This window comes from Candidatus Marimicrobium litorale, from assembly GCF_026262645.1.
GTDB classification, from domain to species: domain Bacteria; phylum Pseudomonadota; class Gammaproteobacteria; order Pseudomonadales; family Halieaceae; genus Marimicrobium; species Marimicrobium litorale.
Window position 1 is genome coordinate 731,202 of sequence record NZ_SHNO01000001.1, and the last position, 25,848, is coordinate 757,049.

General features: G+C 54.8%; 25 protein-coding genes and 2 tRNA genes. 17 read left to right on the forward strand and 10 right to left on the reverse strand.

Annotated elements, in window-relative coordinates; translation table 11 throughout:
* Nucleotide 1 precedes the first annotated feature (1 nt).
* The 7 genes from EYC82_RS03390 to EYC82_RS03420 all read right to left on the reverse strand — a co-directional run bounded on the left by EYC82_RS03390 (nt 2) and on the right by EYC82_RS03420 (nt 6,858).
* On the reverse strand, nt 2–373 hold the full coding sequence (locus EYC82_RS03390; RefSeq protein ID WP_279248143.1) for a DsrE family protein: 372 nt from the start codon (nt 371–373) through the stop codon (nt 2–4).
* A gap of 1 nt (nt 374) precedes the next feature.
* Nucleotides 375–767, reverse strand: coding sequence for a sulfurtransferase complex subunit TusD (gene tusD / locus EYC82_RS03395; RefSeq protein WP_279248144.1), 393 nt, complete (start codon nt 765–767; stop codon nt 375–377).
* A 63-nt stretch (nt 768–830) separates the two neighbouring features.
* A complete protein-coding gene (locus EYC82_RS03400; RefSeq protein ID WP_279248145.1) occupies nt 831–1,505 on the reverse strand; it encodes a Bax inhibitor-1/YccA family protein in 675 nt (224 codons plus the stop codon).
* A 155-nt stretch (nt 1,506–1,660) separates the two neighbouring features.
* Nucleotides 1,661–3,343, reverse strand: coding sequence for a sulfatase family protein (locus tag EYC82_RS03405; protein WP_279248146.1), 1,683 nt, complete (start codon nt 3,341–3,343; stop codon nt 1,661–1,663).
* Between the two features lie 164 nt (nt 3,344–3,507).
* Nucleotides 3,508–4,137 carry a hypothetical protein gene (locus tag EYC82_RS03410; protein WP_279248147.1) on the reverse strand — a complete coding sequence of 210 codons (630 nt, stop codon included), beginning with the start codon at nt 4,135–4,137 and terminating at the stop codon, nt 3,508–3,510.
* A gap of 339 nt (nt 4,138–4,476) precedes the next feature.
* On the reverse strand, nt 4,477–5,613 hold the full coding sequence (locus EYC82_RS03415) for an alpha/beta hydrolase family protein (protein ID WP_279248148.1): 1,137 nt from the start codon (nt 5,611–5,613) through the stop codon (nt 4,477–4,479).
* 570 nt (nt 5,614–6,183) lie between these two features.
* Nucleotides 6,184–6,858, reverse strand: a complete 675-nt coding sequence (locus tag EYC82_RS03420; RefSeq protein ID WP_279248149.1) for an IPTL-CTERM sorting domain-containing protein — start codon at nt 6,856–6,858, stop codon at nt 6,184–6,186.
* A 628-nt stretch (nt 6,859–7,486) separates the two neighbouring features.
* Here EYC82_RS03420 and EYC82_RS03425 point away from each other — a divergent pair.
* Complete coding sequence (locus EYC82_RS03425; protein WP_279248150.1) at nt 7,487–8,542, forward strand: hypothetical protein; 1,056 nt, start codon at nt 7,487–7,489, stop codon at nt 8,540–8,542.
* A gap of 113 nt (nt 8,543–8,655) precedes the next feature.
* On the opposite strand, the gene EYC82_RS03430 is transcribed toward EYC82_RS03425, so the two are convergent.
* Both EYC82_RS03430 and rne read right to left on the reverse strand, forming a co-directional pair.
* A tRNA-Ser gene (locus EYC82_RS03430) sits at nt 8,656–8,745 on the reverse strand.
* A gap of 98 nt (nt 8,746–8,843) precedes the next feature.
* Nucleotides 8,844–11,543, reverse strand: coding sequence for a ribonuclease E (gene rne / locus EYC82_RS03435; RefSeq protein ID WP_279248151.1), 2,700 nt, complete (start codon nt 11,541–11,543; stop codon nt 8,844–8,846).
* Between the two features lie 561 nt (nt 11,544–12,104).
* Here rne and rluC point away from each other — a divergent pair.
* Nucleotides 12,105–13,061 (forward strand): 23S rRNA pseudouridine(955/2504/2580) synthase RluC, encoded by a 957-nt coding sequence (gene rluC / locus EYC82_RS03440; protein WP_279248152.1) that lies wholly within the window; start codon nt 12,105–12,107, stop codon nt 13,059–13,061.
* Nucleotides 13,062–13,079: 18 nt separating this feature from the next.
* Here rluC and EYC82_RS03445 read toward each other — a convergent pair whose 3' ends face one another.
* The gene (locus EYC82_RS03445) at nt 13,080–13,658 is read right to left on the reverse strand and encodes a Maf family protein (protein ID WP_279248153.1); all 579 of its coding nucleotides are present in this window, start codon (nt 13,656–13,658) and stop codon (nt 13,080–13,082) included.
* Nucleotides 13,659–13,749: 91 nt separating this feature from the next.
* On the opposite strand from EYC82_RS03445, the gene EYC82_RS03450 reads away from it, so the two are divergent.
* The 15 genes from EYC82_RS03450 (at nt 13,750) to clpP (ending at nt 25,746) form a co-directional block, all read left to right on the forward strand.
* The gene (locus EYC82_RS03450; RefSeq protein WP_279248154.1) at nt 13,750–14,277 is read left to right on the forward strand and encodes a YceD family protein; all 528 of its coding nucleotides are present in this window, start codon (nt 13,750–13,752) and stop codon (nt 14,275–14,277) included.
* Nucleotides 14,278–14,296: 19 nt separating this feature from the next.
* Nucleotides 14,297–14,479 carry a 50S ribosomal protein L32 gene (rpmF, locus tag EYC82_RS03455; RefSeq protein ID WP_279248155.1) on the forward strand — a complete coding sequence of 61 codons (183 nt, stop codon included), beginning with the start codon at nt 14,297–14,299 and terminating at the stop codon, nt 14,477–14,479.
* A gap of 176 nt (nt 14,480–14,655) precedes the next feature.
* Nucleotides 14,656–15,600 carry an ACP S-malonyltransferase gene (fabD, locus tag EYC82_RS03460; RefSeq protein WP_279248156.1) on the forward strand — a complete coding sequence of 315 codons (945 nt, stop codon included), beginning with the start codon at nt 14,656–14,658 and terminating at the stop codon, nt 15,598–15,600.
* Between the two features lie 15 nt (nt 15,601–15,615).
* On the forward strand, nt 15,616–16,359 hold the full coding sequence (fabG, locus tag EYC82_RS03465) for a 3-oxoacyl-ACP reductase FabG (protein WP_279248157.1): 744 nt from the start codon (nt 15,616–15,618) through the stop codon (nt 16,357–16,359).
* A 146-nt stretch (nt 16,360–16,505) separates the two neighbouring features.
* Nucleotides 16,506–16,742 carry an acyl carrier protein gene (gene acpP, locus EYC82_RS03470; protein WP_279248158.1) on the forward strand — a complete coding sequence of 79 codons (237 nt, stop codon included), beginning with the start codon at nt 16,506–16,508 and terminating at the stop codon, nt 16,740–16,742.
* Between the two features lie 97 nt (nt 16,743–16,839).
* Complete coding sequence (fabF, locus tag EYC82_RS03475; protein WP_279248159.1) at nt 16,840–18,081, forward strand: beta-ketoacyl-ACP synthase II; 1,242 nt, start codon at nt 16,840–16,842, stop codon at nt 18,079–18,081.
* A gap of 9 nt (nt 18,082–18,090) precedes the next feature.
* Nucleotides 18,091–18,942, forward strand: coding sequence for an aminodeoxychorismate lyase (gene pabC, locus EYC82_RS03480; protein WP_279248160.1), 852 nt, complete (start codon nt 18,091–18,093; stop codon nt 18,940–18,942).
* Nucleotides 18,930–19,958 (forward strand): endolytic transglycosylase MltG, encoded by a 1,029-nt coding sequence (gene mltG / locus EYC82_RS03485; RefSeq protein ID WP_279248161.1) that lies wholly within the window; start codon nt 18,930–18,932, stop codon nt 19,956–19,958. Before pabC ends, mltG begins: the two co-directional genes overlap by 13 nt.
* Before the next feature lies 1 nt (nt 19,959).
* Nucleotides 19,960–20,610: a dTMP kinase gene (gene tmk, locus EYC82_RS03490; RefSeq protein ID WP_279248162.1), complete on the forward strand. Its 651-nt coding sequence runs from the start codon at nt 19,960–19,962 to the stop codon at nt 20,608–20,610.
* Nucleotides 20,610–21,620 carry a hypothetical protein gene (locus tag EYC82_RS03495; RefSeq protein WP_279248163.1) on the forward strand — a complete coding sequence of 337 codons (1,011 nt, stop codon included), beginning with the start codon at nt 20,610–20,612 and terminating at the stop codon, nt 21,618–21,620. The genes tmk and EYC82_RS03495 overlap by 1 nt, the downstream gene beginning before the upstream one ends.
* On the forward strand, nt 21,617–21,970 hold the full coding sequence (locus EYC82_RS03500; protein WP_279248164.1) for a PilZ domain-containing protein: 354 nt from the start codon (nt 21,617–21,619) through the stop codon (nt 21,968–21,970). Before EYC82_RS03495 ends, EYC82_RS03500 begins: the two co-directional genes overlap by 4 nt.
* Nucleotides 21,971–22,280: 310 nt before the next feature.
* Nucleotides 22,281–23,339 carry a beta-N-acetylglucosaminidase domain-containing protein gene (locus EYC82_RS03505; protein ID WP_279248165.1) on the forward strand — a complete coding sequence of 353 codons (1,059 nt, stop codon included), beginning with the start codon at nt 22,281–22,283 and terminating at the stop codon, nt 23,337–23,339.
* 198 nt (nt 23,340–23,537) lie between these two features.
* Nucleotides 23,538–23,622, forward strand: a tRNA-Leu gene (locus tag EYC82_RS03510).
* A gap of 100 nt (nt 23,623–23,722) precedes the next feature.
* Complete coding sequence (tig, locus tag EYC82_RS03515) at nt 23,723–25,030, forward strand: trigger factor (RefSeq protein WP_279248166.1); 1,308 nt, start codon at nt 23,723–23,725, stop codon at nt 25,028–25,030.
* A gap of 47 nt (nt 25,031–25,077) precedes the next feature.
* Nucleotides 25,078–25,746 (forward strand): ATP-dependent Clp endopeptidase proteolytic subunit ClpP, encoded by a 669-nt coding sequence (gene clpP / locus EYC82_RS03520; protein WP_279248167.1) that lies wholly within the window; start codon nt 25,078–25,080, stop codon nt 25,744–25,746.
* Nucleotides 25,747–25,848: the final 102 nt, after the last annotated feature.

Consider the following 25,848-nt stretch of genomic DNA (forward strand, 5'->3'; position numbering starts at 1 on the left):
GCTAGAAACCCAACAAGTGGGTGTGCTCCTCCATCAATGTATGAATCTGTATCGCTTGCAGGGCACACACTGGAATCGGTGCCTGCTCAAGGTCGACACCATGCCGTGTCACCGCATCTGCATCTACGTACACCCGCTCGATGCCATAAAGGGGAAATGAGCTGAGCAGGCGACCGATATTTTTAAGACCCGCATGGACACTATCCTGCCCCGGGAGCAGTTGCAGCACTCCCTCGCCGAGAAACAATACATCCAGTGATTGATCCAGCGCAGCGCCGGCTAGTGCCGTATCTACTGCAGACCGCGCCAGACTGCTGTCGTAGGGTGAGCGGCGTATTATGACGAGTAAAGAGGGTTTGTCTGTATTGCTCATGCTACCCCCCGAAGGTGACCAGTCGGTCAACCCCGTTGCAAGCGTCCACGAGGTCGCCAAGACCGGAAATGATAAAGGCGGGATTTATGGTCGCTGCTGCGCATTCATGGCGCGTAGCCTCCGCGGCGTCGAGCATGCCAAAGCGCAGCGCGGAAGTAATACAGATCGCCAACTCTATATTTTTCTCTTCTGCGAGTGCAATCCAATTTGCTATCTGAGCCTCTTCATCTTGCGGTAGTACGCTGCTGGCAGAGCTAGTGAGTGTGCCCGCATCCAGAAAAAATACTCTGCGCAGGGTGTGACCGCGCGCTAGCACCGCTTTTGCAAAATCTGCGGCATGCCGAGACCCGTGTCCCGATACAGGTGACGAGAGCACAAGCAAAGAATAAATCACGCAAGATTCCCTAAAACGAAAAACCCCGGCAAACGCCGGGGTCCTGGTACTGCATGGAGGCGATCAGTCATCACCACCGAATGCAGTCAACAAGTGCAGTAAGTGAATGAACAGATTATAAATATCCAGATACAGCGCGACGGTGGCGCGAATATAATTTGTCTCACCACCATTAATGATGCGGCTGGTGTCGAACAGGATAAGCCCCGACATGATCATCACGACAGCGGCAGAAATCGTCAAGGACAGTGCAGGAATAGCCAGAAATATATTGGCTATCATTGCGACGACCGCCACAAGCAGGCCCACCATGAGGAATCCTCCCATGTAGGAAAAATCCTTCCGGGTGGTCAGCGCATATGCGGACAGGCCAAAAAATACGATGGCAGTGCCACCTAGTGCCTGCATAACCAGCGAGTGACCGCCCGGCATCGCCAAATAATAGTTAAGCATGGGGCCGATAGAGGCGCCCATTACGCCGGCAAAGGCAAAAATCGCCAGCAGGCCCTTCGAGCTGTCAGCCAATCGGTTTACAACAAAAAGCAAACCAAAGCCCACTAGGGTAAGAATCAGCGCCATTCCATGGCCCAGCCCCATCGCCATAGAAATGCCGGCGGTAACAGCACTGAACAGCAGCGTCATGCCCAACAACATGTAGGTATTCTTCAATACTTTGTTGGTGCTCAGGGCAGATTCAATACCCACTGAATCTGTACGGTATAAGCCATTGTCTTGCATAGATTTCTCCATAAAAACCATGAGAGAGATGTCTCGTTGTCTTGGACAGATAATAAGGGCGAAATATCCAAAATCCAAGTGAAATTACTGAGAAAATACCGCGCAGAGTGCCCTGCTGTATTTTTGTTCCTCAGGAAAATCAGGGTGTTGGGTGTTTAGTCAACGTCAGAACGGTGCGCTATCGCGCTAAACTCGCCAAACGGGCGATCTGGAAACATTTGCAGCCAGCCTGCCAGACGCGCTTGCAGCTGTGCTGCGACCGCTGGATGCTCGGCAATGACATTGCGCGTCTCGCGGGGGTCCGCCTGCAGGTCAAACAATTGGTCCGGCGCGAAGTAGTGGGGATTGTGTTCGGCGGCGAAGAAGCCGAGGCTGCTATTCAAGGTGTAATAGGGCCTCTGACGAGGCGCGGTTTTTGCATATTCAAACATGACGCCCTCATCTATCTGCCTTTGCACAGGGTCAGGGTAGCGCAGGGCGATATATTTCCAGCGCTTTGTTTTTACTGCCCTGGCCCAGCCCAGTTCGGCAAACACGGCATCGCGGAATGGCAAGTTGGAACCCTCGAGGACGCGACGAAAAGAGCGGCCATCGACCACACCTTCCGCTACCTCGACGCCGGCGAGGTCCAGCACAGTCGGGGCGACATCGACATTGCTAACCAGCCCCTCGAAACTCCGACCGGCTTGTTGCGACGCGGGCCAGCGAGTGATCAGGGGTATGCGCATCCCGCCCTCGTAGAGTGTGGCTTTTCCTCGTCGCCAGCTACCATGGTCTGACGTCAGAATGACCAGGGTGTTGCTGCCGGCTCCGATGTCGTCAATCTTCTGAAGAATTGCGCCTACACCCGCATCGAGCCAGGTCATGTAGGCCAGTTGTTCAGGAAAGCCTGCTTCGGAATTGCTCTTCTTAATCTCGTCACGGGAAGGCATAAAATTAAAAGTGTCGCGGGTAATCCCCTCCGGCGTAACGCTTATATCGCCGTCGAGTCCGAAAGGAAATATCGGTCCGCCGAGGCCGAATGGATAGGGGCTGGGTTGCTTGCGATAGGGCGCCGGTCCGTGAGGAATTGTCGTGGCGAAATACAGAAAAAACGGCTGTTTACTGCCGCGCGAGCCCTCCAGGAAATCCCGGGCTTTACTGACAGTCCATTCAAGATGATGCTGATTGTTTGCGTCCATGAACAGTTCCAGCAGATTTGCCGGGTAGACACCGTCGACGAAATCGAACCCGTAGGGACGTAACCATTCCCGCCAGCGCGCATGGTTGTGAGCCAGGGCTGCACCTACAGCGGGGTCATAGGGGTCTGCATCCTTGGCGTAGGTGCGCAGCCCCGCGGCTTTCCATGTGGCCTGAGGGTTGCGATGTAAATCATGTCGGATAACGTGGGATTTGCCCACAAACCCCGTGCGATAACCAGACGCTTGCAGGAGTTGTGGCAGGGTAGCCGGGCCGTCTGGCGGATCCAGTTCGACCATGTTGTCAGGTCGACTCATGGTACCTGGTGGATAAAGGGTGAGGAAATGGGGGGCGCTGGAGCGACTTGCATAGCGGCCTGTCAGAAAGTTATAGCGGCTCGCGGTACACACGGTGCTGGCGACATTGGCGCGATCAAAGCGAATGCCCTCAGTCGCCATTCGTTCGATATTCGGCGTGTAGACATCGCTGCCGTAGGGGCTGAAGGCGCTGGGGTCATTGTGCCCGGGGGCTCGATCAATGATGGGGCTCTGGTCGTCGGTAATGATCAACACCACGTTGGGTCTCACTGCGCCGAGAACCACAGGTGCCATCAAGACACTGAGGACAATGGACCACGTGAGTGTTGCCGGGTGTGTCATTGGTTGTATGTGCCTCGACCATTATCGGTGTGGATGCCGTCCATAGGATATATTGCCATTCGGTACCTATTCCGCAAGGTCTGGTGTCGTCATCTGGGAAAAGAAAAATTTGCACTCTCTCGCGCATTAGGCAGGGTCAATGATTAGAACCGTTATACGAAGCGTCATTTGGGCAACGGCGGCCTCAGCAATAAGTATATTGTAGCGCCAAGCACGGGTATCAGCGCGTAAAGCCAGAAGGCGCTATTTATCGGCATCTCCCTTCTGCGCATGTCGTCTGCGAGAATGAGTGCGAACGCAATAGTGAACAGGAAGAAATCGACCGTCATGACATTAACGAAGAAATGGGTTGTCCACGCCTCCCGATATACCAAAAAATCTCCCGCCGTGAAGCCGTAAATAAACAGTGCAAGCGTTAACGCGAGCAGCGCCCCGGCCAGCAACTTAGATTCAGCAAAGCGAATGAGTGGCGTCACTGGGCCCTGAAATTCAGTCTGCGGTTTACGGATAAACAGATAAATATAAAGTGCAGAATTGCCGAGTATCATTGAGCTGAAAGCGAAAGGCCAGGCCTTCAGTCGACCCTGCTCATCTTGCACCAGCATAGCGACCATGATGAGCGGCCAGATACCTAATAGGTTAAAAACCATAAATACGAGCGGGTCTACCTGACGATTCTCTGTTTTCATGACTTCGCTTATAAACGCGAGAGTTGATTGCCCTCCCTCTGGGGCGAAACCAAAAACATGAATCCAGCCGGTCACCCAAAGTATTGCCAGAAAAAGTTTTTTCAAGAACGTTTACTCCAACTGCGGCCGACACACTATTCAGGATGGCACTAGATTCTTTTCAAGGGGTAATCACCTGGCTCAATGACGCCGACGGTAATGGGGTTGCTGAGCAATGTACATGAGAGTCGCACGAGAAAAATCTGCCGCCTGTGCCTAAAAACCCGGGTAGAAGCACAGCATTATCGAAATCGGAGGCTAAATGCTTTCGATCTGCGGATTATGGTGCTACCGGTGAAAACATGAGCATGATTTTCTCGGTCTGGCGAATTTAACCTGGCCTAACCGATGAAGAGAACACTGGCCGATTCCGGGCAAAGAATACGGCACCTCCCTCTGGCAGTATCACTTCTTAAAAACCTCTACTATCCCGGGGTTTGTAGATTCTTCAAGTTCGATCAGTGCGCTTTCATCGCCCAGTAAATGTCCTGCAAAAAACCTCACGCCATACGCCGCCGTAATTTCCAGCCCAACGTCAATGTCGATGTATTCGAATAGCTCGCCCGGTTTGGTTTGACGCTCTCCGTCGCCGCAGCCCGCTTGAAACGCCGGAGTGATACCGGCGATATCAGAGACGGACCAGTGTCCTGCGTCTGCTAATTCAATTTTCCAACTGGGACTTGCTGCAGATTCGAAGTTAGACCTGAGAAGTATGTTACCAAGCTCTGTGATGCTGTTGTCCTCTCGTGCAACAAGATAGAGGGTTGGCTCGGTAATTCGCGCCACTTCAACTCCCGGAATGAGTGGATTCTCTACCGGGGCGGCTATGATGTAACCCGCTTGAAAACGGTCGTCGTCCTGAAGAACTTTTCCGCTGGTAACCGCCCCATAGCTGTGGCCCGCCATGCCGATCCGTGATGCGTCGAAACGGCCCTGTAAATTTTCTGGCAGTGCAGCTGAATTGGGGACCAACAACTCATCAACCATGGCGATGATATCGTTGGTGCGAATAGTGAGGAACTCTCCGGACAGGCTCGCACCGGGATCGAAAAGAGTATTCATGGTGTGATCGGGTGCGGCCACTGCAATACCATGACTTGCGAGGCGCTCGGCCAGCGAAAATGACGAAAACCTTGTGCAATTTGAGCAATGTGAGAAGGCGACAAGTGGAAACTGGGCAAGGGATTTATTGGGTTCCAATCCGTAAGTCGATCGTGTTTTTTTGGTCACGCAGTTTTCCGGGTTATCGCGGAGCAGTGTGCTGATTTCATTGCCTTCGATGTCGCTCGTGACGAAATCCTCGATCGTCTGACCAGCGCCACTCGTAGCTGCTGGATACCAGAGCTCGACATTCAAAACCCGACCATCCGTATAGTTAGTAATACTGATGGTCTGATTGGCAACCGCATACGGCCCCTGACGATCGTAACTGAGGGGTTCGAGAGGAGAGCTGTCACTACTGCCATTGCTGCTGTCCGAGCATGCGGTAAGCGTTGCGATCAATACAGCAATACAGCCCATGCTTGCAATTATTCTGATCAATGATCCTACCTCTTTGACGTGTAGAAAATTTGGCGGCGGGTCAACTGGAAGAGCGGCGCCTGTGGGCCAGGCGATGCCGATCTAGTCTGCAGTTGAGAGTTTACACGCAAAATCTGAAAGCTGTTCACTGATTTCCGCTTTAATGAGGAGGGGAGAGGGGAGCTGATATAGCCAGTTATTCTGACTATGGTTTTACATTAGGCGCAGAGCTGGCTTTTACCCTGCGTATCTGCGTACCGTGTTTTCCCTTGTCACCGATCAGTATGGGCCAAGTAGGGTTACGTTAGTTAAAAAGGCTGCATCTCTGCAACGCTTTGATGTAGGTGGCGGTGGGCGTAGGATTCGAACCTACGGAGGGGATAAACCCTCAACGGTTTTCAAGTGGGAAAAGCGCACGGCGTTAACTGTTAGCCAATAGCCTGAAAGCCTTGCTATCAGTGGGTTTCAAGCAACAGACGTTAACAGTCATTACCACTGAATAACGGCTCCAGACGCTCTGAGTGCGTCTGAAATGCGTCTGAGAAAGGTTGCGTTGAGATCAGAGGTACCCTTCGCGAGAGAGCAGGATTGTTACCCGCGCTTTTTTTTGCGCAGACGCCGTGCGCCGAGCAGCGTTAGCAGGGCGGACATGGTCAGAAGTGACCAAATGGGTGTCGTCGGTATTTGCTGCGGCGCAGGCTTCGTAGGCTTGAATACGGTGGCACTGGCAAGTACGGCGCCCCCTGCGCTTTCGATGCGTATTGATACTTCGCAGCCATCGTTGTCCTCGCTAAACTGGGAGAAAGTCCAGCCCATGTCTGCCTGTAGCAATGCCCCGAAGGGCACTGTCAAGGTGATATCTTGTTGAAGGCGGCACAAGCCCGGTCCATCCGCTGAGCTTGCCGCCAGAAATGTACCGTTGGAGGGGGCGGGGGCAGTGTTAGAACCCTCGAAGCCAATGGGCTGCCCTGCCTGGGCTGTATAGATGTTGCAGTCGTCGGGAATGGCTGACCAATCGTCCAGGCCACTCTCGAATGAACCGTTCGACACTGTGCCCCCGGCAGTCAGTCTCACGTTGTCCACAATGAAGCCAACAGGTGAGCCCTCGCAGGAAGCGGCCTCGGCTACCAGCCTGATGGTCTGACCGTTGTAGGGGTCCACTTCGAAGCTATAGGTGTCAAAGCCCCCCTGGGTGCCGGGCGGCTGTGCGACAACGTTGCTTACAAACAAGGCCAGAATGGACGCCGCGAGTGTTTTTATTTTCATCGCCTTATTTCCTATTATTCTTTTATTGAATCTTAGTGTAGCGGTTCGCCGGCCCCGTGTATGCCCACATGTCAATATTTGCTGTACGATTACCGATCATCCCGGCATATACGCCTAATCACGATCGACCTAAATCCATCCTCAAGCGCCTGACCCTCTGGTGAGTCGCACTCATGCGATATACGGCATTCCTGAATCCAGGGCATTGGCCAGGTGAAGTTCATGGGGGGTGAGTTCGAGGGTGGCTTTGTGGGGGCTGTGCTTTAGGCGTTTCATGAATCACCCCTGGCTGCGGTATTGGGGGAAGAAAAGAGCTTGAGCCAGACACCAGTAAACGTCCACTTTTCCCGATAGCGGACCTCCAGGGCTGGTTCAGGCTAACGGCCGCTTTCACCTCGAAGCAGACCCTTTCGGCAGCACGTTGATGTTGCTCATATCATCTCGCCCCAGTGCGCTGTGCATGTTTGATTTTGCTGGCGGCTTTCGCATAAATTTGCATAGACACGCGAAGAAATGAGGGAATTCGGCTCTGACCTGGCTGGGCTGTACTATACTTACGCTCTGCTCTTTGAAAATAATCCTGTGGAGCGCACCCTTCGCACCGCAGGTCCACGGAGAAGGAGTCAACATGAGCCAACGCGCCCACAAAGCTCTGCTAATAGTTTTCCTGGCTATTCTGGCAACAGGTTGCAAGATCTCATTAATGGTGAGTTCAGGGGGTGATGTGACGTCTCTCTCGGGAACCAACGACTGCGCAGGGGCCAGCCTCTGTGAATATGAAGTCAACGACATGAGTTTTGCTGAAACCTTCACTGCGGTGCCTAGAGAAGGATATGTGTTTTCAAAGTGGCAGGGGGGTGACGATTACCTTTGTCCGAATTCTCCAAACCCGATATGCACCGTCGAGAATGGTTTGTTAGCAGCGCTCCCAGATGGACCGCGAGAAATTGTAGACGCTATTATTGCATCGGGGAGGTTTTACTACCTACAGCCTTTATTCACCTTTGTTGGCATCGATACCGATGGAGACGGGATTCCGAACCATATTGATACCGATGATGACAATGACGGCGTGCTGGATCCCGATGACGACTGTCCTCTGCAAGGGCCAAATCTTGATGGCTCCGGATGTCCGGGCCCGAGGAAAACGGTATTCGTGACGAGCGAACGCTATACCGGTAATCTCGGCGGTCTCACCGGTGCCGATCAAAAGTGTAACGCTCTCGCAGCGGCAGCCAGTTTATCTGGCACCTATAAAGCCTGGCTTTCGACTTCCGAGGCGTCGCCAGACTCACGATTTGTTAAGAGTGCGGTCCCGTATGTCACCGTTGACGATAGAGTTGTGGCGGACGATTGGCTTGATCTCATAGGAAGCTCTGTGTACATCATGAAGTCAGAGACAGGCGTGCTGATTGATCTATTTTCTGGCCGTGCATGGACGGGAACGAAGCCATCAGGCGAACCGGAGAAAGACATCGGCAATTTCTGCGCCGGACCTGGGGGGGCATGGAGCAGTAGCAATGTCTTTGATCAAGCAGCATGGGGTGTTCCTGGCGGCGCAGATTTTTGGTCAACGGCGGCGCCCGCTGGCGTATGGACATTATGTGATAATGTCGATATCGGGTGTGTCCCCCAGGCGGCACCCTGCTCGTATTTGGGCCATTTGTATTGCTTCGAGCAATAACGACAACGCCAACCGGGGCGTTACTGCGCGTATGCCAGTCGGCCCGTGGCCCCGGTGAGTGCGTCTAGAGTGCGTCTGAAGGGTTTTTGGGAAGAGGGGGAACGTCTTGAAAGTGGCGGTGGGCGTAGGATTCGAACCTACGGAGGGGATAAACCCTCAACGGTTTTCAAGACCGCCGCTTTCGACCACTCAGCCAGCCCACCAAATACAAATTGTCTACCTCCCCAGCGGGGCGGTGCGATTATACAGCGATGAAGATGCGACACAAGCCGCAGCGTGTTGCTGCGGCTTGTGTTTTACCTCAGGAATTACTCGCCGCCTGTGCCATTTCCGTGTCGTCTTTGGGTCCGCGTGGATCATTCTCGGCACGCGCTACATTCGCACTGCTGCCCTGTGCGGGCGGCGCTACTGATGCGCCAAACAAAGGCGTACGAGAGGTCTCGATATTCATTTCGAGAATGGGCTTTGACTCCACCCTCGGATCATTACAGGCTCGACCGTCAGTGGTCAGCCCCTCTGTTGAAGGAGGCGTAACGACCGGCTTGGTCTCAGGCTGAGTCGGCTCAGCGGGTACAACCGGAGTTGACGTTTCTGCGTCTGCAGTGACTGTCTCAGGGTCTTGTGCGGCGGCTGTGATCGACTCTGCAGTCGCAGGCTCGCTGGAAGCGGGTGTGAGTTCCGCTGCGGGAGATTCATTTGCAGCCTCCTGCAAGGGTTTCGATGCCAACGTCGTAGCCGAGTGATTTACGACATCAGGCATTTCTTGCACCGCAGTTTGCTCTGACGCTTGGGCGGCCGGTGAGGCAACACTGGCGGTTTGGGCTGAGTCTTCTGCTATCGCCGGGTCTTGCGTGTCCTGCCTGCGACCGCGGTTGCGTCGTCGACGCTGGGGCTCGCCTCGTTTCATTTCAGACGGACGCTTGCGAGGTTTGTTTTGATTTTCCTGCTGCCCAGCCTGCTGATCGACGTTAGTCGCCTCCGTGCTTGCCTCTGACGAACGCTCATTCTCCTGCTGGCCACTGGGGCGCTCCCGTTTCTGCTGGGGCCTCTTTCCGCGGTCGTCCTTATCACCGCGTGCGCTTTGCTCGCGTCCTTTATGCTCCTGAGAGCGAGTCTGCTGCCCCCCTTGGGAGCCGCGCCGACGGTTGCGGTTGCGGCCATTCGATGAGCGTTGATTCGATGAACGGGAGTTTCTCTCCTGCCGTTTCTCCTGAGGTTTCTTTTCTTGGTCTGCGCTGGCGGACTTTTCCGGTGCCGGCTGAGCAACAGCGGACCCACCACCAAATATGCTGCCCCATAGGCGCGTAAATAGCCCCTTCGAGGAGTTGGCTACTGCGCCACTGGCTTGGCGCGATCGATCAACCTGAGGCGCGGCGGTTGCTGGGCGGCTTTGCTGAGGTGCCTGACGCGTTACCCCCTGAACGGCTGCTTCGGGAGCTGCTTGGGGTGTCGCGTGTATTTTGCTGACCGAGTCCGATTCCGGAGCAGGAATGTCAACCTTATAACTGACCTCGTGTTCGCCGTCGATCTCCTCTGTGCGTAGTCGACTGACTTCGAAGTGAGGGGTTTCCAGATTAGGATTGGGAATCACCAGCAGTCGCGTTTTCGTCTCCTGCTCGATCACTCCAAGATCCGCGCGCTTTTCGTTCAATAGGTATGCGGCAACATCGACAGGCACAACAGCGCGCACCTCCGCGCTGCTGTCTTTTATCGCTTCCTCTTCCAGTAGTCTTAGAACGGACAGTGCCAATGACTTAGTCGCTCGGATAGTGCCCTGTCCATTGCAGCGCGGGCAAACGATAGCCGTTGTCTCGCCGAGGGAAGGGCGCAGGCGTTGGCGCGACATTTCCAGTAAGCCGAAGCGAGATATCCGCCCGACCTGGACTCTGGCTCTGTCGATATCCAAGGCATCGCGCATCCGGTTTTCGACGGCACGTTGGTTTCGGGCAGCCAGCATGTCGATGAAGTCGATAACGATAAGGCCGCCCATATCTCTCAATCGCAGCTGCCGGGCAATCTCATCGGCGGCTTCAAGGTTGGTGTTAAGCGCTGTTTCTTCAATATCGCTGCCGCGGGTGGCACGGGCAGAGTTTATGTCGATAGAGACCAGCGCTTCTGTGGGGTCTATTACAAGCGAGCCGCCAGAGGGGAGGCGCACTTCACGCTGGAATGCAGTCTCGATCTGACTTTCGATCTGATAGCGATTGAACAGGGGGATGTTATCCTCGTAAAGCTGTATGCGAGAGAGATACTTCGGCATGACCTGCTCGACAAAGTCGCATACCTGCTTATAGGCTTCCGGGGAATCCACCAGCACCTGGCCTATGTCATCTCGCAGGTAGTCCCGAATGGCGCGGATAATGACGTTACTTTCCCGGTATAACAGTTGTTTAGGCTTGCTGCTGTCCGCGGCTTCTGAAATTGCCTCCCAGAGCTGTAAAAGGTAGTTCAGATCCCATTGCAGCTCCTCTGCTTCCCGGCCCACGCCCGCAGTTCGGATGATGACGCCCATTCCGTTGGGGATTTCCAGGGCTGCCAATGCCTCTTTCAGCTCGGTGCGCTCGTCTCCCTCGATACGTCGGGAAATACCGCCAGCTCTGGGGTTATTGGGCATCAGCACCATGTAACGACCGGCGAGGCTGATAAAGGTGGTAAGCGCAGCGCCTTTATTGCCTCGCTCCTCCTTGTCCACCTGCACGACGATTTCGGTGCCTTCCCGGACCAGCTCTTTGATCTTGAGGCGACCGTCACCAGAGGGTTTGCGGATAAAATACTCCCGCGCAATCTCTTTGAGGGGCAAAAAGCCATGGCGCTCCGCGCCAAAGTCGACAAAAGCGGCTTCGAGACTCGGCTCTACCCGTGTGATTTTACCCTTATAGATACTCGCCTTTTTTTGCTGGCGGGTGCGATTTTCAATATCGAGATCGTACAGGCGTTGCCCGTCGACCAAAGCGACACGCAACTCTTCAGGTTGGGTGGCGTTGATTAGCATTTTCTTCATAGTATTATTGCCTTGCGGCAACAAGGCTGGCGGGGCGTTGATTCAGGCAGGCGCCGACCTTGGCCGGCGAAATAAACAGCTAGTGCTTCACGGCTAGGCCGCTGCAGCGGTGGTGACCCTCCCGAACACCGTAAAAAATGTGCGGGCAATGGGTGTCGCCGGTGGCGATGACCAACCATCATTGGGTGGTCCTTCCCGGCAGAAGCACAGTCTTGGTGGTGCGGCTCCCGCCTTTTTGCTAGTGTCGCGACCGTGGCCGCAACAACGCTGAATATCGTCTGTATACCGAATCTTTGTCCCGACAGCGTTTGCTGCTCGGTTAGTGTCATCGCCGGATGACCTGCTGGGGGCGGTTTTACAACGCTCTCCCGGTGCCAGTGCGCCGGCTCCATCTCATTCACGTGGTTAAACTGGCGGAACCGTGCGTATCATGTGCAGGCCCAAACAATCGCCAGGGGTTCGATTTAGTCATCGGCACCGGCTTACCTATCGCGGGCGGATGTCAACCACAGGATGCAAGATAGCAGGATATGGATAAAATTGATACAGACGGAGACTTTCGTGGCTGATAGCCCCCAAAATGATGAGGCCCGCAAAGCCCGCCTGCTGTCTGTAGATGAGCACGGCGCAGGGCAGCGACTGGACAATTTCCTGATGCGTGAGATGAAGGGTGTCCCTCGTACCCGGCTCTACAGGGCGCTCCGTAAGGGAGAGGTGCGCGTCAATAAGGGCCGAGCGAAGGCCGATTACCGGTTGAAGGAGGGCGACACGGTGCGTATCCCGCCCCTGCGCGTCCCAGCGGTCGGTGCGCCCGCAGTTGTGCCAGCCCATCGCCTCGACGCTTTGGCGAAAGCCGTTATCTATGAGGACGGCGACCTGCTGGTCGTTAACAAGCCATCGGGACTGGCCGTGCATGGTGGCAGTGGCATCAGTTTTGGTTTGATAGAGTCATTGCGCCAGCTACGTCCGGATCAGGCATATCTCGAGTTGGTTCACCGCCTCGACCGCGATACTTCAGGCCTGATTTTGCTCGCAAAGCGTGCCGTGATCCTGCGGGAACTGCACCGTCAGTTGCGGGAGAAGCACATCGACAAACGTTACCTCGCCCTGGTCGAGGGCAAATGGCCTGCTGCGTCACGCTTGATCAGCGCGCCACTCGAGAAAAATGTTTTACAGTCCGGTGAGCGTATGGTGAGAGTCACGGCGGAGGGCAAGGCATCGATGACGGAATTTTCTGTGCTGGAGCGCCTGCAGGGGGCCACGCTGCTTGAGGTTCGCCCAATAACGGGTCGGACCCACCAGATTCGCGTCCATGCGCGGCATGCGGGTCATCCTCTGCTGGGCGACGAGAAATACAGTAATTCGGTAGCGGAGGACTTAGCGCGGCGGCTCGGTTTGAAGCGCTTATTCCTGCATGCGGTATCGCTGCGCTTCACTCTGCAGGGGTCGGGCAAGTTCGATTTACACGCACCGTTGGATCAACTCCTCGAAAATACATTGGAAAAGCTCCGCAAATAACTAATTTAAATGAATATATTACAGCCTCAAGGGATCCAACCCCACCGCCCGTAGTAAGCGGGCCGTGAGGATCAGTGGCAGCCCCTCCAGCGCGGTCGGGTCATCGCCGTTGATCCGCTCAAACAGTGTAATGCCCAATGCCTCCGCCTTGAAACTGCCCGCACAATCCCATGGAGCCTCCAGTTGCAGGTATCTCTCGATGTCAGCTGCCGTCAGTTTTCTGAACCAGACTGCGGTTTGTAGCGTCTCCACCTGCGCTGGGTGGTCCGGGGCAAGGACAGCGACACTGGTGTAAAAAAGCACCTGGCGCCCTGAACTGGCCTGCAGTTGCTGCCTGGCGGCGGCTGCCCCCCCCGGTTTGCCTAATATCCGGTCGCCACATATGGCGACCTGGTCGCTGCCAATGACGACGGCAGTCGGATTCCTGTCGGCCACGGCAGCCGCTTTAGCGTGAGCCAGCCGGCGTGCCAGATCTGCCGGGGTTTCGGCCGGGAGTGGTGCTTCAGTGATGTTGGGTGCCAGGCAGCGAAACGATATCTGCAGTCTCTCCAGCAAGGCTTTTCGATAGGAGGAGGTGGAAGCAAGGATAAGGTCCATAGACAAAGTCAAAAACCAGTGAGTGGGTGAACTGTTTGTATTCTAAAGAATTTTTTGACAAAGGCCCAATCCGCACCTATGATGCGCGCCTATGTTGATTGAGCCCCTTCCGGCCAGCCTCGATGTCCGTAAGGCAGCAGCCCGAGAAGCGGTCGTTAGCGGCATTTTAAAGCCCTTCGACTTGCTTAGGCTTCGACCCTTGCTGGCGGGTAGTGAGGGCGTAATAGCGGTTGAGATGCGCTTCTCTCGCGATGAGGTGGGCAGGTACCTCGTCGAAGTAACAATAGAGGCTGATGTGCAGGTGGAGTGCCAGCGTTGTCTGAGCAGTATGTCTGAGCATCTTTCCTGTGATAGTTCGCTGGCGGTGGTCTGGACTGACGAAGAAGCGGCAACGTTGCCGCGGTATCTGGACGCGCTGGTTGAGACAGAGACCAACAGTAACCTCTGGGAGCTGGTGGAGGATGAGCTGATTCTGGCGAGACAGCCATTCAGCTATCACGATACGGATGATTGTAAACGCACGACAGTGGCTTATGCGGATCCGGACGCTATTGAGGATGCAGGCGAGAGTAAGCCAAATCCTTTCGCCGTTTTGGGTCAGTTGAAGTCGGACAAATAAACATCAGGAGGTTCAGCTAATGGCTGTCCAGAAGAGTAAAAAGACACGTTCGCGCAGGGGTATGCGCCGGTCACACGATAGTTTGCAGGCCCCGACTCTGTCGGTTGACGAAACGTCTGGCGAATCACATCGCCGGCACCACGTCACTGCTGACGGATTTTACCGCGGCAAAAAAGTCGTCGAAACGGGCGCCGACGAGTAATCCGCCTTCCCGGCGCTCTGCTTACTGCCTGTCCGAACAGTCCGTGGTGGAAATCTGTCGGCTGAGAGTCAGTACAGCTGCAATCGCAGTGGGCGTCGAGCGCCTCGTTCCTGAATTTGCTATAAAAAAAATCGCAGTCAGTTAACAATGTCTAATGCAAAAACAGTGGTGTAATGATGACACAGGACAGTCTCGCACTGGTTTTTCCGGGACAGGGCTCCCAGAAAGTTGGCATGATGACCGACGCGTATGCGTCGTTTGAATCCGTACGTGATACCTTCGAGGAGGCCGCTGAGGTTGTTCATTACGACATGTGGGCGTTGGTCAAGGACGGTCCGCAGGAGGCATTGAATCTCACCGAGACCACCCAGCCGGTGCTCTTGACCTGCAGCGTAGCGCTCTGGCGCGCATGGCAGGAGCAGGGCGGTGTGATGCCGGGCATTATGGCGGGCCATAGTCTGGGAGAGTTCTCGGCGCTGGTTTGCGCGAGTGCGCTGTCATTCACAGATGCTGTAGCGCTGGTTCGTCGCCGTGGCCAGTTTATGCAGACTGCGGTGCCGGTGGGCATGGGCGCAATGGCGGTCGTGCTCGGCCTCGACGATTCAGTGATCAACGAAATCTGTGCAACGTTAACGGGGGAGGAGGGTAGCGTTAGCCCAGTCAATTACAACTCGCCCGGCCAGGTAGTCATAGCAGGGCATAGCGCTGCCGTGGAAGCCGCCTGTGTGGCATTGAAGAAGGCCGGTGCAACCCGCACGCTGCCGCTGCCAGTGAGCGCGCCATTCCATACCAGTTTAATGAAGCCCGCCGGCGAGCAACTGGCGCAGGCGATTGCTGACATTACTATCGCGATACCGTCGATACCGGTGGTCCATAACGTGAACGCGCAAATTCAGAACGACCCTGAAAAAATTCGCAGCGTGCTGGTAGAGCAGATCTACAGCCCCGTGCAGTGGACAGACTGTATGCGTTTTATGATAAATCGTGGCACCACTCGTTTGGTGGAGTGCGGGCCTGGCAAGGTATTGAGCGGACTAGCGCGACGTATTGATAAGTCCTTGACTGTCGCATCGATCGAGCGTCCTGATGCCTTGACTGCTGCTATCTCAGAAATTACCTAGCCGGGAAAAATTGCGATGAGTGAAGAGCGGAAAGTAGCACTGGTCACAGGAGCCAGCAGAGGAATAGGTAAGGCGATCGCTGAGGCGCTGGCCGGCGATGGCCATCTGGTCGTGGGCACCGCTACCAGCGAGAAAGGCGCTGACGCCATTACATCGTACCTTGCTGAAAGCGCCAACGGGGGCTGCGGCATGTTACTGGACGTGGTCGATGCAGAGAGTGTTACTGCAGTCGTCAAGACCATCACGGAGCGTTTTCAGGCACCACTTATCCTCGTAAACAATGCCGGTATTACTCGCGACAACCTACTGATGCGTATGAAGCATGATGAGTGGGACGACGTGATCCAGACAAACCTGAGTGCACTCTACCGTGTCAGCAAGGCATGCTTGCGGGGCATGACAAAGGCACGTTGGGGGCGCATCGTGAATATCACTTCTGTTATCGGTTCGATGGGCAATGCCGGCCAGAGCAATTACGCGGCAACCAAGGCCGGTGCCGAGGGTTTTTCAAGGGCATTGGCACGAGAGTTGGGTTCCCGCTCTGTTACCGTAAACTGTGTCGCGCCTGGATTTATCGACACCGATATGACGCGTGAATTGCCAGAGGAGCAGCGTGCTATGTTACTGCAACAAATACCGTTGGGAAGACTCGGGGAGGCGCAAGAAATTGCTTCACTGGTGAGCTTTTTGTGCGGCCCTTCTGCGGCGTATATAAGCGGCGAAACTGTGCACATTAATGGCGGGCTTCACATGGCATAAGCCTATGAAAATCAAGAAGTAAACACTGCACTGCGTGCGTCGCCAAAAAAACCTTATTACTCATTTGAAAAACAGAGTAAACTTCGCGTTCAGGCAGTATTATTCGGGTGAAAACCAGTACTAAAACCTCAGGAGTATAAGACAAAATGAGTAGCATTGAAGAGCGCGTTAAGAAGATTGTGGCTGAGCAACTTGGCGTAAAAGAAGAAGAAGTTCAGACCGGTGCTTCCTTTGTAGAGGATTTGGGTGCGGACTCCCTCGATACAGTGGAGCTCGTTATGGCGCTGGAAGAGGAATTTGAAACAGAAATTCCCGATGAGGAAGCCGAAAAAATCACCACTGTGGCGTTGGCGATCGACTATATCAATACAAACCTCGCCTGAGCTAAATGTCGTTAGCAGAGAAGCCGTCTCTATCAGGTAGAGCGGCTTTTCTTGCATTTGATATTGCACTGCGTCGCCGAGTAAGGGAGTCATTTTTTTGAACGGCAGAAGGGTAGTAGTCACAGGGCTCGGTATGGTTACCCCGGTTGGTAACACGGTACAAGAGACATGGCAAAACATCCTGGCGGGCAAGAGTGGAGCTGCCACCATTGAGGCGTTCGACGTTTCCGCCTTCAGCACCCAGTTCAGTGCCAGCGTCAGGAACCTGGATGTCTCTGAATATTTGGCCCCGAAGGAAGCGAGAAAGCAGGACGTATTCGTTCAGTACGGAATGGTGGCCGGCATACAAGCGCTGGCGGATAGCGGACTGGAAATAACCGAGGAAATTGCGCCCCGTGTTGGAGCCTCAATAGGGTCCGGCATAGGCGGTATCGGCCAAATCGAGAAGAACAGCGAGATCATTAAGGAATCCGGTCCCCGCAAGATCTCACCGTTCTTCGTGCCAGGCTCCATCATTAACATGATTGCCGGTAACCTGTCGGTAAAGTTCAATCTGCGAGGTCCTAACCTTGCTATCGTCACGGCCTGCACCTCTGGAACACACAATATCGGTCTTGGCGGGCGACTCATCGCACAGGGCGATGCGGACGTCATGTTGGTTGGGGGGGCAGAAATGGCGACGACGCCAGTTGGTCTGGGTGGCTTCGCTGCCGCCAGGGCGCTGTCTACCCGCAATGCTGACCCCGCAGCGGCCTCTCGTCCCTGGGACAAGGATCGCGATGGTTTCGTGCTCGGCGACGGCGCGGGCGTTATCGTACTGGAAGAATATGAATTTGCCAAAGCCCGTGGCGCCAGAATTTATGCTGAACTGAGCGGCTTTGGAATGAGCGGCGATGCGCATCATATGACGTCACCTCCCGAGGATGGCAGAGGCGCAGCCGACTCCATGCGAAATGCGATTCGGGACGCTGGCATTGACGTCGGCAAGATTCATTATGTAAATGCTCATGGCACCTCTACCTCTGCGGGTGACCTCGCAGAGAGTAGGGCGCTTGAAAGCGTGCTTGGAAGCGCGGCTGAAAAGGTTGCGGTGAGTTCCACCAAGTCGATGATAGGACATCTTTTGGGAGCCGCTGGTGCTGTCGAGGCTATTTTCACTATTCTTGCACTGCGGGATCAGGTGGCGCCGCCCACGATCAACCTAGATACGCCTAGTGAAGGGTGTAATCTCAACTATGTCCCTCACACAGCGCAGGAGATGAAAATAGAAAGAGCTCTCTCCAACTCCTTCGGCTTCGGCGGCACTAACGGCTCTTTGTTGTTCTCTCAGGTCAGCTGACGCCCAACTATGGCATCAAACATCGCAGTCTGGTTGGATGGTGTTCCGGGCTCATCACTCCCCTTACCTGATCGAGGCCTGGATTTTGGTGATGGTCTCTTCGAAACGCTTTTGCTGGAGAACGGCAGGGCACTTTTCAGGCAGGCACACCTCGAGCGTCTTCGCTTAGGGCTGGGGGCGCTGGCTCTGCCCGATTGCAGCTCGATAGCAGAGCAATATCTGGACTTGGTTTGCGCAGACATTGTGAGTCGAGGTTGGCCGTGGGCCGCATTGCGAATTACCGTAACGCGCGGAGCGGGGGAGAGGGGCTACGCAGCACCTGCGCAGGTTACGCCGAGGATCATTATTACTGTTTCGCCCCTACAGCACGACTGTCGTCAAATGCCGCAACCTGCCGCACTGGTGCTTGCCGATCTGCGGCTGTCGTCCGAGCCCTTCCTAGCGGGCGTAAAACACCTCAATCGTCTGGAGCAAGTAATCGCTGCTACGCAGGCTCGGCAGGCGCAGGCGGATGAAAGCGTGCTGCTCGACCATTCCGGACAGGTGGTTTCGGTAGCCGCCGGGAACTTGTTTCTGGTCGTTGGCGGAGAATTATTGACGCCTCCGCTTGCCGTCTGCCCAATTCACGGAACCCGACGCCGGCTGGTTATAGAGCAACTGGCGCCGGCGCTTGGTCTTGATATACGAGAAGCGCGCGTTGACCTGGAGGTTTTTTTCAGCTGCGATGAGGTATTTTTCACCAATAGCCTGCAAGGTTTAAGACCGGTGAAGGCGCTGGGTTCCGCTAGCTGGGAGACATACCCCGTTTGCCAGGCGCTCTTCGAGGAGTACATCCGGGAGATAAATTCATGCGCTGGTTAATTGCCAGCGTTCTGCTCGCTTTGCTCACGGCGGTGCTCGTTGCAACGGAGTTGCAGCGTCGTTGGGAGCTGCCTCTCGCTGTTCCTGCGGGAGGCTTCCCGCTGACTATTGAACAGGGCGATTCGCTGCGCTCGGTCGTGCGTGATCTGAACACTGCTGGCGTGGTACCGCATCCTTTACTGCTAATAGCGTATGGCCGCTGGTCTGGTCTCGATGCGGAAATTAAGCGGGGCGAGTATCAGCTGCCTCGTGAGCTGACAGGAAAAACTCTTTTACTGTTTTTACAAAGAGGCCGGGTTATTGAATATCAGGTGACCCTCCCCGAGGGTATTACCTTGGCGGCGGCGCTGGAGATACTGGCTGGGGCGGAGGCCCTCGAGACTGTCCTAGAAGGCGTAAACGATGAGCGCCTGTTGTCGCTGGCCAGTCCTCACGCCTCACCGGAAGGACTGTTTTTCCCCGATAGCTACCGCTATGTCCGCGGTGATACAGATTGGAGTATTTTACAGCGCGCTTATACGCAGATGCACCAGACACTGCAGGAGGCATGGGCTCGGCGCGCGCAAGACAGCGCGGTAACAACGCCTTACGAGGCCTTGATTATGGCCTCGATCATTGAACGGGAGACAGGCCTGCCTTCGGAACGCGGGGATATCTCCGGTGTCTTTGCGCGAAGAATGAGGCGAGGTATGCTGTTGCAAACAGATCCGACGGTGATTTACGGGCTGGGCCGCGAATTCGATGGCAACCTGCGCAGAGTGCACTTGACCGACGGTGGTAACCCCTACAACACTTATGTTATTCGGGGTTTGCCACCCACTCCAATAGCTTTACCCGGGCGCGAGTCTATTTTAGCGGCGCTCAACCCTGAGCCTGGCAATGCATTGTATTTTGTTGCACGAGGAGATGGGGGACATGTGTTCAGCGACACGTTGAGTCAGCACAATCGCGCGGTTCGCGACTACCAGTTAAGGCGTCGCAGGGATTACCGATCATCACCAGAGGTATCACAATAGTATGGCTGCGAAGGGGCTATTTATCACCTTGGAAGGAGGCGAGGGGGTTGGCAAAACAACCGGTATGGACTACCTGGAGCAATATTTGCTTGAGCAAGGGGTCGATCTTATTGTGACGCGTGAGCCAGGGGGTACACGCTTTGGCGAGCGTGTTCGAAATTTATTGCTCGAGGTGCAGCAGGAATCGATGGACGATATGGCCGAACTATTGCTGATTTTTGCGGCCCGCGCCCAGCACCTGCGGGAGGTTATAGAGCCGGCGCTTGAAAAGGGCCGATGGGTGCTGTGTGATCGATTTACCGATGCCACCTATGCCTATCAATGTGGAGGTCGGGGAATTGATCCTGCTGCGGTTAGCCTCCTTGAAACTCTGGTGCAGGGCGCGTTGCGTCCGAATGCCACCATTCTTTTCGACGCCCCGGTCTCGGTAGGGATGGCCCGGGCGAAGGACCGCGGCGAGCTTGACCGGTTTGAGCGTGAATCTAATAATTTCTTTGACGCGGTGCGAGAGAATTATCTGGCACGAGCCGCACAGGACGGTGAACGTTTTCGCGTCATTGATGCCAGCCAGCCCTTGGCAACAGTAAAAGAGTCACTCGAGACGGTTGCGGTGCAGATTGTTGAAGCTGCGCGATCACGGGGCGCGCTGTAGTGGCGCTAGTCGACCTCCCCGAGGTTAGCACGCCCTTGCCTTGGCACGCGCCTGTGTGGGAACAGTTGTCCAGTCAGGTCGCCGCAGAGCAATTGCCCCATGCGCTGTTATTCGCCGGCGAGCATGGCTGTGGTGTGTCTCGTCTGGCGCTCGCGCTGGCACGTATGCTGTTGTGCGCCAGTCCCACGGGCACTTTCAACTGCGGCGAGTGCCAGGCGTGCATGCTCAGCGCGAGAGGTTCACACGGAGATTTTAATTGGCTCGAACCAGAGGAGAAAAGCCGATTCATCAAGGTTGGGCAGATTCGCGAGGCGGTTCAGTTCGCGACACTGACTTCTAGCTTTGGCCCACGCAAAGTCATCGTTGTCAGCCCTGCAGACAATATGAGCCTCAGCGCTTACAACTCACTTCTCAAAACGCTCGAAGAGCCGGCGGACGACACCTACTGGCTGTTGGTCTGCGGCCGTATGCTAGGGGTGCCGGCGACCATTCGCTCACGATGCCGACATTGGCAGTTGGCGCGCCCTAACGGAAGTGCGGCCCTCGAATGGCTCGATGTCATCACCGGAGAGCGCTCGACCAGTGAAAAGCTGTTTCGACTCGCAAATGGCCGCCCATTGGATGCACAGCAGTTGTTCGTCGAGGGGCGCGCGGACGCCATGGTTGGCAGACGCGAATTATTAAACGCAGTGATAGCGGGGCAGATAGAAGTGACAGAGGCCTCGCCATTGTGGGAGCAACACGGTCCTGACGTCTTCCTTGATGATCTCATCGAGAGTCTGCAATCTCTGGTCGGATCGCTGCCCCTTACCCTGTTGAAATCGCGCTCGGGACGCGCGGCATTTGGGATCCTTGAGGAAATGCAGCGTTTGCGTCGGGCTGTCAGCGCAGGCTCCAACCCAGGTAAGCAATTGCTGATAGAGACAACTTTGTTAAAAATTCGCAGAGAGTTGGGCGGCCTCGGACATGGTGATATCATGTCGTGGCCATCTGGAGATGCCAGCCCATGAGTGATGCCAGACAAAATAATCGCAACGGGATTTTGTCGTTAACAATCAAAGACAAGGCGGTGTTGTATTCCGCTTACATGCCCTTTCTCAAAAATGGCGGATTGTTTGTTCCCACTAACAAGGCCTATGACATTGGCGACGAAGTCTTCATGTTGCTCACCCTCATGGATGAGGGCGAGAAAATGCCGATTTCCGGTAGGGTAATCTGGGTGACACCGCGTGGTGCCCAAGGCAACCGCACTGCGGGGATAGGGGTTCAATTCAGCGAACAGGATGCAGTTGCGAATGCCAAGATTGAAAATCATTTGGCGGGATCACTGACCTCAGACCGTCCGACCCATACGATGTAGTCCTACACAGCGGTCGCCAGGTGCGGCCTCGGGTGCAAATCTATCACTTTCCATGGCGTTTTTATCACGCATAAAAAAATGGGTCCCGAAAGGGACCCAACAAGACCATTAGGAGTGAAACATAAAGGAATTGCTTCCAATATTGGAGCACGGGTATGCTCCTGTGACCGCCCGATTAATCTAGGGGATAGACAGTCACAATTCAGTATCGCTAATAATTGGTAATTTTCCACATATTTTGGCCCTATTTTAATATCATTTAGCTATATCCAGATATTTTTTTATCGTTTTATAGATGCAAGGGGGCAGCGTGCCTGCTAGTGATCAGTTTTTAACTGGGATCGTCGAAGGCTTTTATGGCCGCGCTTGGACCACAGAGACGCGCATTGCCTACGCAGGCTACCTCTCCCTCGCGGGTATGAATACCTGCATCTACTGCCCGAAAGAGGACGTTTATCTGCGCAAGGAGTGGTCGTCTGTTTGGCCTGATGAGCAGTGGCGAGACTTAAAGTCGGTAGCGGCTGCCTACCGCAAAAAGTCGCTTAACTGGGGGGTCGGGCTCTCGCCCATGGAACTGTACCGGCGCTATGGTGCGTTCGAACGCGAGCAACTGCGAGTAAAAGTCGATCAGCTCGGAGAGCTGGAGACGCCGCTACTGGCTATTTTGTTTGATGACATGCCTGGGGATCTCGCCAGTCTTGCCTCGCGGCAGGCAGAAATCGTCGCGGACGTGTGCCGCTGGTCGGCTGGTACCCGTATCATTATTTGTCCGACTTACTACTCATTTGACCCGGTCTTGCAAACCTATTTTGGCAAAATGCCGGTCAATTACTGGTCGGACCTGGGTGCTGAACTACCGGCGGACGTTGACGTTTTCTGGACAGGTAACGAGGTGTGCTCCACTGCGATCTCTGCAGCGGACATCCGCCGCATAAGTGACCAGTTAGGTAGGCGGGTTATGCTCTGGGATAATTACCCGGTTAACGACGGGGCTAAGCGTTGTGATTATCTCTATACGGATGCATTGGCGCAGCGCGGCCCTGCCTTGCGGGAATCGTTGACGGGGCATCTCTGCAACCCTATGAATCAGGGTTTATTGTCCCTGCCTGCGCTGAACGGGCTGGCGGACTTATACGGACTCTCGGGGCTAACTGAAAATGCGCTCCGTGACGTTCTGGGGGCGCACGTTTGGAAAAAACTGTCACGCGATAAGTCGTTGTTTCAGACGCAAGGTCGCGTCGGGTTGGAAGAATCCGTGTGTCGGGATCTGGCCGATGAGTACGCCGCATGCCCGGGTCAGGCCGCGCTGGAGATTGCTGGCTGGTTGCGCGGGGACTATGTATTCGATCCGGCCTGTTTGACCGGCTAGACGCAAAAGCTGATTTCTCCAGCGGTTGCGCGGCTTTCAACCCTCCGGGAGCGGTTGAAAGCGAGTGGGGTTTATGGCAAGATTCGCGCCCTTGACCCCGAGCTTGGTTGATTATTTTTTGGCTATAAAAATCAATTAAAATCAACATTTTAGGGTGCCTGGAGCGCGCTTTTTTAGCCCTCCTGGCAAAGTCGTTTTGCGGAAGTGGCGGAATTGGTAGACGCGCTGGATTTAGGTTCCAGTGCCGCAAGGTGTGAGAGTTCGAGTCTCTCCTTCCGCACCACATTGATAATACTGGTAGTTCGTTTGCCGTTTTTTGGTTGTTATGGCCGTGAACTGGCAAATCCGGTCGTTAATACACGAAGGTTTTAAGAGGAATTTCTATGCAGGTTACAGTCGAAACAACGTCGAGCCTCGAGCGGCGATTGACCGTTGGCGTGCCTGCCGAGCAGGTTGACGGAGAGGTGGTCAACCGGCTGAAAAAAGCGGCAAAAAATGTCCGTTTGCCTGGTTTTCGTCCCGGCAAGGTGCCCATGAAAGTGATGCACCAGCGCTTCGGGGCCAACGTTCGGCAAGAGGTATTGGGCGAGGTTGTCAGTCAGTCATTTCGTGAAGCGGTTATGCAGGAGAAACTGCGTCCGGCAGGAGAGCCTGTATTCGAACCCAAAGCGGTCGAGCAGGGCAAGGACATCCAGTACGTAGCGACGTTTGAGATTTTTCCGGAAGTCGAATTCAACGACATGGCCGGGGTCGAAATCGAGCGGCCAATAGCAGAGGTTACCGAGGGCGATCTAGACCAACTGATCCGTTCTTTTTGCGAGCAGCAGGGCACTTGGCCTGAGGTGGACAGGGCGGCAAAACTCGAAGACAAGGTTGTTATCGATTATACCGGTACCCGAGATGGTGAGTCATTTGATGGAGGTAGCGCAGACGGGCAAGAACTCAGTCTCGGCTCGGGCAGCATGATTCCGGGCTTTGAGGATGGAATCGTGGGCATGAAGCCCGGCGAAGAGCAGACGCTCCAGCTGACATTTCCTGAGGATTACCACAACGACGATCTGAAGGGCGCCGCGGTTGAGTTTGTGGTCACACTCAACGCGGTGAAAGAGTTGGTGCCTGCGCCCGTGGATGATGAGTTGTTTTCTAAGTATGGCGTTGAAGGCGGCGACGAGAAAAAGTTTCGCGCAGAAATCGAAGCAAATATGAACCGTGAGCTCGCCAATGTCGTACAGTCAAAGGTTAAGCAACAAGTGATGGATGCAGTAGTTAGCGCGCACGACGGTTTGGAGTTGCCACAGGGCTTGATAGACCAAGAAATCACCGCATTGCGGCAACAAATGTTTCAGCAGTTTGGTGGTGCTGGCCAACAGGACATGGACTTGAATTCTCTCTTGCCCGACACCATGTTTGAAGAGAATGCGGTGCGCAGGGTTCGGCTCGGGTTGCTGCTCTCGGAGTTTGTCACAAGGCATAATCTGAAAGCGGACGCAGACAAGGTAAGAGCGGAGATTGAAGCGCTTGCGGCTACTTACGACAAGCCTGAAGAGGTCATAGAATATTATTATTCCAACCAAGAACAACTTTCTGCGGTAGAGTCGAAGGTAGTGGAGGATATGATTGTAGATAAGCTGCTCGAGGATGCCACTATCACGGAGAAGGCATGTGATTACCAGGAAGCGGTCAGCCGCTAAACTGGACGTTAGTTTAACCACGACACACCACAGCAGGGATTTAACGCATGGCAACGCACAACGATTCTCAGATGGATACGGTCAAGAGCCTGGGCCTGGTGCCCATGGTGGTAGAGCAGACCTCGCGGGGTGAGCGCTCCTACGATATCTACTCGCGTCTGCTGAAGGAGCGAGTTATCTTTGCCGTGGGCACTGTCGAGGATCATATGGCGAATTTGATCGTGGCACAGTTGCTCTTTCTCGAGTCGGAGAACCCCGACAAAGACATACATCTGTACATCAATTCTCCGGGCGGTTCGGTCACAGCGGGCTTATCAATATATGACACAATGCAATTTATAAAGCCGGACGTAAGCACCATGTGTATCGGTCAAGCCGCATCGATGGGTGCCTTTCTACTTGGCGGCGGAGCCCCCGGCAAGCGCTACTGCCTGCCCAACGCGAGGACCATGATTCACCAACCAAGCGGTGGAGCGCAGGGACAAGCCACAGATATCGATATCCAGGCGAGGGAAATATTGATTATCAGAAAGCGACTCAACGAACTTATGGCGGCGCATACTGGTCAAGCTCTCGACGCGATAGAGCGCGACACAGAGCGCGATCGTTTTATGGATGCGCAGCAGAGCAAGGAGTACGGCCTCGTAGACGAGGTCATTAACAGCCGGGTGCCAGATACATCACCCGATGAAGACGCATCAAGCGCCTCGTCCTAGAAAAACTGGGAATAACGTGATTTAGTTCCCTTTGGGACTTGCAAAAGCCGCCCAGAAACATCATCTTGGGGTGGCATAGTAACGAAATGTGCATATATAGCG